We start from the raw sequence: 3,503 nt of genomic DNA on the forward strand, positions 1-3,503 counted from the left end.
GTGATAAACCATGCCCTCCAGGACGGGGCCGAATGGCATGCGCAACAAGCCGCGCCGGACCTCGTCGCGCACGAGGACTTCGCTCAGCAAGGCGACACCCTGGCCGGCCACCGCCGACTGGATCGCATGGCTTTCGTCGGTGAAACGCAGGTCTTGCAGGCCGCAGGGCTTCACGCCGGCTTGCGCGAACCACAGCTCCCACGAAGGATGGCCGGCATCGGGGCGGTGCCACTCGAAATGGATCAGGGCGTGCCTGGCCAGGTCCTTGGGTGAACGCAGCGTCAGGCCGGGGCTGGCCACAGGCATGAAGCGGTCCGCCAGCAGCACATTCGTCTGCAAGCCAGCGTAAGGGCCGCCCTTGCCATAACGAATGGCCAGGTCAGCGGTGCCGCCATGGAGGTCCACCAGGCCGTTGTCGGCGTGCAGGCGCAGATCGATGTGGGGATGCGCACCAGCCAACGCATGCCAACGCGGCAGCAGCCATTGGGCAGCGAAAGCCGGCGTGGTGGTGATGGTGACACTGGGACGCCTGGGTTTGACGGCGTCGATGGCGTCGGCCATGCGGTCGAACGCATCGTTCAGGCTCGCGCCGAGCTTGCGCCCGGCCTCGGTCAGCACGACCAGCCGCGTGCGCCGCTCGAACAGGCGCAGGCCGAGCCGGTCTTCCAGCGCCCTCACCTGATGGCTCACGGCTGTTGGTGTCAGTGCCAGCTCGTTGGCCGCCTGTTTGAAGCTGCCCCATCGGGCAGCGGCCTCGAAGGCCCGCAGCGCGGTCAGGGGCGGGAGCGGTCTCTTCATGCGGTCGATGATAGGTCGTCGCACCCGGACGGATGAGCTGAGTTCACCTGTCGAACGAAGAATCATCGTTTGTTCCTCGCGCCTTCCGGCTTCAAAGTGCCTGCATGGATGAAATCAACATCCCCATCGGACTGAAAAACGCATGACAGGACTGACCCTACTTCACATCGACAGCAGCGCCCGCCAGGGCCTTTCCGGCGCCGAGCGCCACGGCTCCCACACCCGGCGCCTCGGCCGCCGCTTCATAGAGCGCTGGCAAGGCCGGAGGCCGCAGGACCAGCTGAAGCACCGCGACTTGGCCACCCACGCACCCGCCTTCGTGAGCGCCGAATGGATCGCGGCTGCCTTCACGCCGCCCGCGCACCGCAGCCGCGAATCGCAAGCCGTACTCGCCGAAAGCGACGCCCTGGTGGACGAGCTCTGCGCCGCCGACGTGATCGTGATCGGCACGCCCATGTACAACTTCGGCATGCCGGCCGTGCTGAAAGCCTACGTCGACAACATCGTGCGGGTGGGCCGCACCTTCGGTTTCGACAGGCAGCGCCAGGGCCTGCCCTACTGGCCGATGCTGGAAGGCCAGGGAAAGCGCCTGGTGCTCCTCAGCGCGCGCGGCGACAGTGGCTACGAGCAGGGCGACCTGGCTGCCTCCAACCATGTCGAACCGGCCTTGCGCGCCGTGTTCGCCTACATCGGCATACGAGACGTGGCCAGCGTCGCGGTGGAGTACGACGAATTCGCCGACGAACGCCTGCAGCGCAGCCTGGAGGAAGCAGAGGCCAAGGTGGAGAGGCTGGTGGAGGCGATGGCCCGGGCGGACCAGGTGTTCAGCCCCTGCACTTGATGGATCGTGGTTGAGGCGGGCAGCAAGGAGGCTCAGGGGCCGGGCGCGCTCACGCAGCTTCGCAGACCTGCTCTTCGTGCACCAGGGCTTCGAAGGCCGTCGCCGGCAGCGGCCGACTGATGCAGAACCCCTGGAGCTGGTCACACCCCTGCTCCCGCAGGTACAGCCGCTGCTGCTCGGTCTCGACGCCTTCTGCGACAACGGCCAGTTCGAGCCGATGCGCCAGCGCGATCACCGCGTCGACGATCGCGCTGCCATTCGGGCCAACGGCAATCTGGTCGACGAACGACTTGTCGATCTTCAATGCATCGATGGGGAACTGACTCAGATAGCCGAGGCTGGAGTAGCCGGTTCCGAAGTCGTCAAGGGACAGCTTGACGCCGGTGCTCTTCAGCCTCTTCAGCATGGCAATGCCGGCCTGGGGCTTTTCGATCAGCATGCTTTCCGTCAACTCGAGCTCAAGAAGGCTCGCGTCAACCCGATGTCGCCGCAGCGCGGCGCTCACCACTTCGTCGAGATCGCCTGCGGCGAACTGGCGCGCGGCGACATTCACTGCGATTCGGGGCACGTCCATACCGCGGTCAAGCCAGTCTCGTATCTGCCAGCAGGTCTGCTCGATCACCCAGGCACCGATGTCCAGGATGAGGCTGCTGTGCTCGGCCACCGGGATGAACTTGCCTGGCGGTATGAGTTCACCATTGCGCCGCCAGCGCAGCAACGCCTCTGCGCCAACGATGCGGCCGCTCGCAGCATCGACCTTGGGTTGATAGTGCAGCAGCAGTTCATTGCGCTCCAAGGCCCGGCTGAGTGACGCCTCGATTTCCAGCCTCGAGACAGCCTGCGCATTCAGGTCTTGCGTGTAGAAGACGAAACGGTTGCGGCCTTCCGCCTTGGCTCGGTACATGGCGGCATCCGCGTTGCGGAGCATGTCGATCGCACTGGCGCCGCCATCGTCGGGATACACGCTGATGCCAATGCTGGCGGTCACGTAGGCCTCCTGCCCACCCGACAGCTCGATCGGCCGCGCAATGGCAGCGAGCAAGTCTTGCGCGAGGACTGCGGCATCCTTCGCGTCGGTCATCGATCCGACGAGCACCAGGAACTCGTCTCCACCCAGCCTGCCCAGCGTGTCCTCGGCCCTTACCCTCGCTTTCAGGCGTTCGGCAATACGCGTCAACAGTTCGTCGCCCGCTGGATGCCCCAGGCTGTCGTTGACGGTCTTGAACCCGTCGAGGTCGATGTACAGCACCGTGGTTCGTTCGCCATGGCGTTTGCCGTGCGCCAGCGCCTGTTCGAGGCGGGCTTGCAGCAGGCGCCTGTTCGGCAACTCGGTCAAGGGGTCGAAGTTGGCCAGCTGTTGCAGCTTGGCCTCGTCGCGCTTCATGCGCGTGATGTCGGTGAACACGCCGACATAGTTGGCGACCTCGCCTGCATCGTTGCGCACTTCGCTGACGGTCAGCCATTCGGGATAAACCTCGCCGCTGCGGCGGCGGTTCCAGATCTCGCCACGCCAATGGCCGCTGGTATTGACGCTCTGCCAAAGCTCCCGATAGAACGCTTCGTCGTGCCGCCCCGAATGCATCAGGGCCGGCGTCTGACCGATGGCCTGCTCGGGCAAGTAGCCGGTGATCTCTGAAAACGCCCGGTTCACGCTTTGGATGCAACCTTGTGCGTCGGTGATCATGACGCCGTCGCGGGTGCTCTCGAAAGCCATCGCCCACTGTCTGCGGTGATCTTCCTGCTGCTTGCGTTCGGTGATGTCTTGCACCACGCCGAACATGCCGCTGATGCTTCCCTCGGCATCGCGCAGCGGGCCCAGCGTGGCGAAGAGGCAGCGGCGGTCCCCACCCAGCGTGAGCTGAAC

General features: G+C 65.3%; 3 protein-coding genes. 1 reads left to right on the forward strand and 2 read right to left on the reverse strand.

Translation table 11 applies throughout. From position 1 onward, the window contains the following. Nucleotides 1–798, reverse strand: a 798-nt coding sequence (locus AC1DYI_RS29865; RefSeq protein ID WP_477207748.1) for a LysR substrate-binding domain-containing protein, incomplete at its 3' end; no start/stop codon positions are given. 142 nt (nt 799–940) lie between these two features. Here AC1DYI_RS29865 and AC1DYI_RS29870 point away from each other — a divergent pair. Continuing rightward, entirely contained in the window at nt 941–1,639 is a 699-nt protein-coding gene (locus tag AC1DYI_RS29870; RefSeq protein WP_477207749.1) for an FMN-dependent NADH-azoreductase, read from the forward strand. A gap of 49 nt (nt 1,640–1,688) precedes the next feature. Here the strand turns inward: AC1DYI_RS29870 and AC1DYI_RS29875 are convergent. Then, nucleotides 1,689–3,503, reverse strand: a 1,815-nt coding sequence (locus AC1DYI_RS29875; RefSeq protein WP_477207750.1) for a putative bifunctional diguanylate cyclase/phosphodiesterase, incomplete at its 5' end; no start/stop codon positions are given.

This window comes from Ideonella sp. P3_A4, from assembly GCF_056403075.1.